General features: G+C 56.3%; 7 protein-coding genes. 3 read left to right on the plus strand and 4 right to left on the minus strand.

The window, feature by feature from the left end:
• The first annotated feature begins 92 nt into the window (after window positions 1-92).
• A complete protein-coding gene (locus ABY734_RS04660; protein ID WP_372777829.1) occupies window positions 93-584 on the plus strand; it encodes a DUF2062 domain-containing protein in 492 nt (163 codons plus the stop codon).
• Window positions 585-594: 10 nt separating this feature from the next.
• On the opposite strand, the gene ABY734_RS04665 is transcribed toward ABY734_RS04660, so the two are convergent.
• Genes ABY734_RS04665 through ABY734_RS04675 form a run of 3 tightly spaced genes read right to left on the minus strand, consistent with a single transcriptional unit; the run spans window position 595 to window position 3786 of the window.
• Window positions 595-1812 carry a lipoprotein-releasing ABC transporter permease subunit gene (locus ABY734_RS04665; RefSeq protein WP_372777830.1) on the minus strand — a complete coding sequence of 406 codons (1218 nt, stop codon included), beginning with the start codon at window positions 1810-1812 and terminating at the stop codon, window positions 595-597.
• Window positions 1813-1815: 3 nt separating this feature from the next.
• On the minus strand, window positions 1816-2493 hold the full coding sequence (locus ABY734_RS04670; RefSeq protein ID WP_372777831.1) for an ABC transporter ATP-binding protein: 678 nt from the start codon (window positions 2491-2493) through the stop codon (window positions 1816-1818).
• 54 nt (window positions 2494-2547) lie between these two features.
• Window positions 2548-3786, minus strand: a complete 1239-nt coding sequence (locus tag ABY734_RS04675; RefSeq protein WP_372777832.1) for a lipoprotein-releasing ABC transporter permease subunit — start codon at window positions 3784-3786, stop codon at window positions 2548-2550.
• A gap of 121 nt (window positions 3787-3907) precedes the next feature.
• On the opposite strand from ABY734_RS04675, the gene ABY734_RS04680 reads away from it, so the two are divergent.
• Complete coding sequence (locus tag ABY734_RS04680; protein WP_372777833.1) at window positions 3908-5011, plus strand: 3-deoxy-7-phosphoheptulonate synthase; 1104 nt, start codon at window positions 3908-3910, stop codon at window positions 5009-5011.
• Window positions 5008-5895, plus strand: a complete 888-nt coding sequence (locus tag ABY734_RS04685) for a hypothetical protein (protein ID WP_372777834.1) — start codon at window positions 5008-5010, stop codon at window positions 5893-5895. Before ABY734_RS04680 ends, ABY734_RS04685 begins: the two co-directional genes overlap by 4 nt.
• 27 nt (window positions 5896-5922) lie before the next feature.
• Here the strand turns inward: ABY734_RS04685 and ppsA are convergent.
• The coding region (ppsA, locus tag ABY734_RS04690) for a phosphoenolpyruvate synthase (protein ID WP_372777835.1) at window positions 5923-7264 on the minus strand (1342 nt) is incomplete at its 5' end.

Genomic DNA, 7264 nt, shown 5'->3' on the forward strand with positions numbered 1-7264 from the left:
AGCGGCCTGCTGGCGGCAATCGCTTTACCTCCGCCCTAATCCTGCTGCAGGCTCACCCGGTCATTATGCCCCGCAAAATTTTCAAAAGGTACATGCCGAACCCTGATGCCATCAAGGGGCACCCTTCTGTCCGCTGGCTGGGGCCCATGATTCACGCGCCCAACCTGTGGCACCTGAATCGAAGATCAGTCACCCTCGCCTTTTTTATCGGTGTATTTACTGCTTTTATTCCATTACCCGGGCAAATGGTTATAGCCGCGCTGGCAGCCATTCTGGTCAGCGCCAATTTGCCACTCTCGGTGTGCCTGGTGTGGATTAGCAATCCGGTGACCATGCCCGCCTTTTTCTTTTTTGCATACAAACTCGGCGCTATCCTGCTCGGCATTCCTCCCAGTGGCTTCAGTTTTGAGCTCAGCTGGCACTGGATTGATACGGTTCTGATCAAGAAGTGGCAGCCGTTTCTGCTGGGCTGTTTGTTGATGGGCTTGTTTTTTGGCCTGTTGAGCGCGGTAAGCGTCCATATATTATGGCGAATTCATACAATCCGCCGCTGGCGCAAGCGAGCCAACCGCAAGAAGGATTGACTACAGCGAATCAGCGGTAGCTCAAAACTGCCGCTGGTTGAACTTTGGCCGCACGCCAGGCCGGATACAGGGTCGCCAGCAGGCAGATCAGGTAGGACACACCGCACACCATCAGCCAGTCCGACAGGCGCAGGTCCGAAGGCAGGTAGGTAATCGGGTAAACATCGCCCTGCAAAAACTGTGTGCCAGTCAGGCGTTCGATCAGTGCGACCACATCAGTAATCACCGAAGCACCGAGCGCGCCCAGTATCCCCCCCGCAAGCACGCCCACAAGCCCAATCACGGCGCCGTACAGCAAAAAGATTTTTATGATGTGGCCCGGTGTTGCGCCCTGACTGCGCAGGATGGCAATATCGCTTTCCTTCTCGTGTACCACCATGACCAGCGTCGACACGATATTAAAAACCGCAACCGCAACGACCGCTAACAGCATCACCACAACCAGGTTCCGGGACATCTGAATGGCGTGATAGAGGTTGCCCAGTTGCGACGTCCAGTCCGAATACTGGTAGTGGAAGCCCAGCTGATTGCGCAGCTCCCAGGCCGTTTGCCGGGCACTGAATACATCGACCAGAGACAAGCGCAGGCCGATAGTCGAATCCAGCCCAACGGCACGGGCTGCGTAGAGATCCATAAGCACCAGGCGCTGATCAATCTCGGTTCCCGATTCGAGAATATCCGCAACAAACAAGCGCTGGAAATTGACGTTCTGGGCCTTCTGGGCGCTGGCCGGTGTCACCAGATTGAGATTGTCGCCTCTGCTGACCTTCAGCTGTTTGGCAAGCCCCGCACCGATAATCACGGGCGTCGCCGTACCGTCTGCATTCGTGAGGGTCTGCAAATCCACAAACCGGGCCAGCCCGGAAACCCGGCTCTCCACAGCCGCGTCTACGCCGTAGACCAGTGCGGGCTCCATGCTGCGACCACGAGACAGCATCGCCGGGAATTCGATAAACGGTGCAACCGCAGCCACGCCAGGCTGGTTGCGGGCAATCTCGGCCATCGCGCCCCAGTCTTCCTCTGCAGACCATGGTTTGACTGTCACATGCGGCACCAGTGACAGAATGCGCTCACGCATCTCCCGATCAAAGCCATTCATTACCGAGAGTACGATAACGAGCAGCGCCACGCCGAGCACCAGGCCGGCCGTCGACAAGCGAGACAGAAAAGCCAGCAGATGGTCGGCCTTGCGATCAAGGCTGTAGCGCAGTCCGATAAAACGCCACACGGTTCAGGATTCCCGCGTCAGCGCGCCGTGCGCAATTCGGTAAACCTGACCAAAGCGCGCTGCCATCTCGGTATCGTGAGTAACGATCACAAAGCTGGTATTACTCTCGGTGTTAAGCTTCAGTAGCAACTCCTGCACAGCAATGGCATTTTCCTCATCCAGATTCCCGGTTGGCTCGTCCATCAATACACAGCCGGGCTCACCCACCAAGGCCCGGGCAATGGCGACGCGCTGGCGCTCGCCGCCGGAGAGCGCCGATGGCCGATGTTTTACACGCTGGGACAAACCAACCTGCTCTAGAAGAATGCCAGCCGTGTCCAACGCCTCGCGCTTTTTGACGCCGCGAATCAGCAGCGGCATCGCGGCATTTTCCAGCGCGCTGAATTCCGGCAAAAGATGGTGAAACTGATACACAAAACCCAGCGCACGGTTTCTGAGCAACGAACGTTTGGCTTCCGACAGATGATTGATGTCCTGCCCCATGACCGACACTGTGCCGGCAGTGGGTATATCGAGCCCACCGAGCAACTGCAGCAAGGTGGTTTTACCCGAACCGGACTGGCCGACAATCGACAGCAATTCCCCCTGCTCAATGGTCAGATCCACACCCGTCAGAACATGAACAGTCTCCGGTCCCTGGGTAAAGGATTTACTCAGTCCTGCGCAGGACAACACTGTCATCGGGCTTTCCTCTGTAAACTGTCTTTGCACATACTTTCTATGGCGCCACAAAACTTAGTCATAGCGCAGGGCTTCCGCCGGCTCAATGCGAGCTGACTGCCACGCCGGGTAGAGCGTTGCCAATACGCTCAGCACCAATGCCGCACCCACAATCACAACGAAATCGAGCCATCGAAAAACAGACGGCACCGCGCTGATAAAATACACGTCCGGGTTGAATACTTTCATGCCCAGGCTTGTCTCCAAAAACGCAATCAGCTCAGACACATTCATCGCAACCGGCACGCCAATCACCGCGCCGAGCCCAATTCCCAATAGGGCAGTGAGCAAGCCATAAACGATGAAAATTCGTACGACAGTCGTCGGTGTCGCCCCCATCGTACGTAGCACCGCGATCGCTGAACGGCGCTGGGAAACGGCCATGGTTAAAATCGAGATAATATTGAACGCCGCAATGATCACGATGAAAAACAGTAACAGGCGAACCATCCGTTTTTCCATCTTCACTGCCTGAAACAGACTACCCTGCGTCTGGGCCCAGGACTGGGTCTCAACACCCTCGGGCAAACGCGTGGCGAGTCGCGCCAGCGACTCGGGGGCGGCAAACAGATTATCAAACTCAACCCGCAAACCATTCACCGCATCACCTAAACGCAGCAGACGCTGCCCAACCTTGAGGTGAACGAAGGCGGTATTGCCATCGATATCGGCGCCGGCGCTGAATATCCCGGCTACTTCCAGTGATTTTTCCTGGGGAAACAGACCGAGGGGGGTAACGGTCACCGTCGGGAGAACCAGCGTTACCCGATCGCCCACGGTGAGCTGCAGGCGCCGGGCCAGAATATCTCCCAGCAGAATTTCAAAGCGCGGCTCTGCCAAATAGCGCCCTTCGACCAATTGCTGTTCGATATCAGAAACAGAGCCTTCAGTTTCGGGATCAATGCCGTAAAGCTGAATACCACGCAGTCGATCACCGCGCACCAGCATCGCTGCGGTGCCCGTATACGGCGAGACACCGCGCACGCCCTTCTCGTTTGCTACCGCCTCCATTAAAGCCGGCCATTCCGAAAGACGTCTCTCCGGGCCGTCAATAAAACCGTGCGGAACCAGAGAGAGCACGCGATTGCGCAGCTCGGCCTCAAAACCGTTCATGACCGACATCACCACGATCAGCGCAGTAATACCCACTGCCATACCCAACAGCGATATCCAGGTGACCACAGACAGGAAGCGGTCGCGTCGACGGCTGAAGAAGTAGCGAAAACCGATTCTAAGGGGAAAAGACAGGGCCATTGGCGAGTCGTCGTGAGTTTGGCTTATAGTAGGATTGCTGTGCCGGGCACGTTGATCATCATACGCGAACTTGTCTGGCAGCAGAACCAGCGTACTGGCCCATTATTCGCGGAGTTTCACAATGCTGTTGATTTTACATCCGGATATCGACAAACAGTCCGAAGACTACCTGGCCACCCTGAAACATCTGAACGCACTTTCAGGCGTGACCGTCAAAGAGCACATCGTGCAGGGCCAGCAGCAGCAACTCACCGAAATCTACCTGATTGGCGAAACCAAGTCGCTGGACACCGCCGATATGGAAGCCCTGCCTGCGGTAGAGCGTGTTATTCGGATTTCTGAGGAATATCGGGTGCTCGGCCGTCACCACGACGATCAGCGCGTCAGCGGTTTTGATTTTCAGGGACTGCGCTTTGATCAGGAGTCCCTGCACGTGTTCGCCGGTTTGTGTGCCGTCGATACGCCCGAGCACGTGGAAATCATGCTTAAGACACTGGCCGCACACGGTCAGCGCTGCACCCGTATGGGGGCCTACAAACCTCGCACCAACCCTTACGCCTTTCAAGGCCACGGTAAGGGATGTCTGCCCTACGTCTTCGAGTTGGCGGGAAAATACAACATGGCGGCCATCGCCATGGAAGTGACTCACGAATCGCATATTGAGGAAATTGACACCTGCTTGGAAAAATGCGGCCGCCCGACCAGCGTCATTCTCCAGATTGGCACCCGCAACACCCAGAACTTCGAGCTGCTCAAGGCCATCGGTCGACAGCAGCGCTACCCGGCGCTACTCAAACGTGGTTTTGGTATCACCCTAAACGAGTCACTGAATGCGGCGGAATATCTCGCCAGCGAAGGCAACGCCCAGGTGATTTTCTGTTTGCGTGGCATGAAAAGTGAGTACGGCGCACCCCACCGCAACATGGTGGATTTCTCGCACATACCGGTCGTCAAACGCCTTACCCGTATGCCGGTCTGTATAGACCCGTCCCACTCGGTCGGCACTCGCGACCACAGCCCGGACAAGGTGATGGACATCGCCCACGCCACCGCTCAGGGCATTGTTGCCGGCGCCAATATGGTACTAGTGGATTTCCACCCGGCGCCGACCCAGGCATTGGTCGATGGTCCCCAGGCATTGCTGCTGGACGAACTGCCGCGTTATCTTGACGACATCGCCCTGTGTCGCGAAACCTACGAAAAACGAAGGGCGCTGTGGCAGTGATCCCATCACTACGGCTTAACATTTTCTGGCTTAGTTTAGTTATCTCTCTTCCGCTACAGGCTGACAAGATAAGCGTCGGGGAGACCGACTCTATCGAACTGGAGAGGGTATTTCTGCAGCTCGAAAGCGCTTCGCCCCGCACCAAACGGCGAGTTGTTTCCAGTGTCGACGCGCCGCTTAACCCCGATGTTTTTACCCGCCTGCGCCGAACTAAAAGTAACGGACGGGAAGCCTTCAGCAACGCCACACTGATCGCGGCGAACCACTGTTATTGGATCGCTTCCACTGCAGGCCACAGTGTGCTCGACCAGCGCTTCAGCAAACTGGCAAACCGGGGCGATGTTGCGGTGCAGCTACCTGATGGCGAATGGGTAAACCCGGTGGAAATTGTCACCAGCCCCGATCTGGAGTGGAACAGTGATGAAATCGATGACTGGGCCCTGCTGGTACTGCGAGCCCCGCGTTGCCAGTACGACGACAGCCAGCAATTTTCCCAAGCCCTGCCCTTTCTGCCCACCCGTTCGCTAAACGAACGCGAATTGTCCGCCTGCCAGCAGCAGGTTCAATTTATGTGCTACCACTTTGATCAAGGCGAAAAAGCTGGCCTGCGCATGCTGGAAGACAACTGTCAGCTGCTGAGTATTAAGCGTGAAGAAGGTCGCACCGGTTACGCCAGCTGCAAGGTAGATTACGGTGTTTCCGGCTGCTCACCGGTGTGCGTTCTCGGCGAACTCTGGATTAATCTGGGCGTCTTTTCGAAGGGCTTGATGCGTCACCGATCCGACAGCTATCCCCAGCCAGTGGCGGGTTTTCGGATGATGGACGGTGAAATCATGCAGACGCTGGAAGGTTTGAAACAGAAATACGGGATGGCGAAACACTGACACTCGGACAGCGTTTCGCCAAACGCATTACTTGCCAAGCTCTTCGCTGAGAAACATCCAGGTTTCCAGCACGGAGTCAGGGTTAAGAGAAACGCTGTCGATGCCCTGCTCTACCAGCCACAGAGCAAAGTCCGCGTGATCCGACGGCCCTTGCCCACAGATACCCACGTATTTACCCTGTTTTTTGCAGGCTTCAATGGCTTGTTTGAGCAGCACTTTTACCGCGTCGTTACGCTCATCAAAAAGATGAGCCACAAGGCCAGAATCCCGATCCAGCCCCAGGGTGAGCTGGGTCAGGTCGTTGGAGCCGATGGAAAAGCCGTCAAAGTGCTCGAGAAATTGATCCGCCAGCAAAGCGTTTGCGGGCAACTCGCACATCATGATGACTTTCAGGTCGTTCTCACCACGTTTCAGACCATTTTCAGCCAATAGCTCAATAACCTGCTTGGCCTCACCCACTGTGCGCACAAACGGCACCATAATCTCAACGTTAGTCAGCCCCATCTCGTCTCGCACCTTTTTCAGGGCGCGGCACTCCAGACGGAAACACTCGCGGAAGGAATCGGAGATATAACGGCCGGCACCACGGAAACCGAGCATCGGATTTTCTTCGTCTGGCTCGTAAAGCGTGCCGCCAATCAGGTGGGCGTATTCATTGGATTTAAAATCCGACATGCGCACGATAACGCGCTCGGGGTAAAACGCACCGGCGATGGAAGCGATACCCTCAACCAGTTTTTCGACATAGAAGTCGACGGGCGATGCATAACCGGCGATGCGACGGGTAACCGCCTGCTGCACATCACCCGGCAATTCGCTGTAATCCATCAAGGCCTTCGGGTGAACGCCGATCATGCGGTTGATGATAAATTCCAGTCGCGCCAAACCAACGCCGGCGTTCGGGTAGGCCTGAAAATCAAAGGCGCGGTCTGGGTTGCCCACATTCATCATGATCTTGAAGGGCAACTCGGGCATGGATTCCAGCTCATTACGACTGATATCAAAATCCAGACAGCCCTCATACACCAGGCCGGTATCACCTTCGGCGCAGGAGACGGTCACTTCGCGACCGCTGGTCAGTACCTCGGTGGCGTCGCCACAGCCCACTACGGCGGGAATCCCCAGCTCACGAGCAATGATTGCCGCGTGACAGGTGCGACCGCCGCGATTGGTCACGATGGCCGAGGCCCGCTTCATGACCGGCTCCCAATCCGGGTCGGTCATGTCTGTGACCAGCACATCCCCTTTCTGTACCTGATCCATTTCTGACAGGCCGGCCACAACCCGAACCGGACCACTGCCGATGCGCTGACCGATGGACCGGCCTTCGCAGATGACCTTGCCCTTTTCTTTTAGCAGGTAGCGTTCC

Origin of the sequence: Litorivivens sp. (assembly GCF_041624475.1) — a bacterium.
Taxonomy (GTDB): domain Bacteria; phylum Pseudomonadota; class Gammaproteobacteria; order Pseudomonadales; family Spongiibacteraceae; genus Litorivivens.